Raw genomic sequence first — 584 nt, 5'->3', positions numbered from 1 at the left:
GCCAACAGCAAGGATTTAAAACTGTGCGTCGTACTTCAACGCATGCAGTAGAGACTAATACTCAAGTATATCTAGGCGATACAATGGGTGAGATGCTAACTTTGATGGGCGCAGCGGACATCTGCTTTATGGGGGGAAGCCTAGTTGGAAATAAGGTCGGTGGGCATAATGTGCTAGAGCCTGCTATGTTAGAAAAAGTCATCATTACTGGCCCCAGCTATTTCAACTTTAAGGAGATTGTTGAAAACTTACTAGCTGTGGATGGTATCTTAATTGTGCCAGACTCAACGACCCTTGCCCTAAGGACTACAGAGATCATTTCTCAACAAGATAAATATTTACTCCGAGCTTTGCATGCTAATAAATGGGCCTCATCCAATCAAGGCGCTCTAAACCGAACAATGAGCTTACTCCCCAAAAGTGATAAGTAATAACTTAATAATTAGTTTGATAAATACCTCACTTTTACTATTAAGCTTGTATGTTTTACTGTACTAAGCACATTACCTGTTTAACTTAAAAAGAATATCCATTATGCAAAAAATTTTAGACTGTACTCTTCGCGATGGTGGCTACTATAACCA

The 584-nt window shown here is 39.4% G+C and carries 1 pseudogene; it reads left to right on the top strand.

From position 1 onward, the window contains the following. Positions 1-431 (top strand): annotated as a pseudogene (locus tag R7Q48_RS29340) (3-deoxy-D-manno-octulosonic acid transferase); the annotation flags it as partial. Positions 432-584: the final 153 nt, after the last annotated feature.

It is taken from the genome of Vibrio sp. 378 (assembly GCF_033339435.1).
Note: the sequence above shows the minus strand (reverse complement) of the source record. Positions and strands in the feature narration are given on the sequence as shown.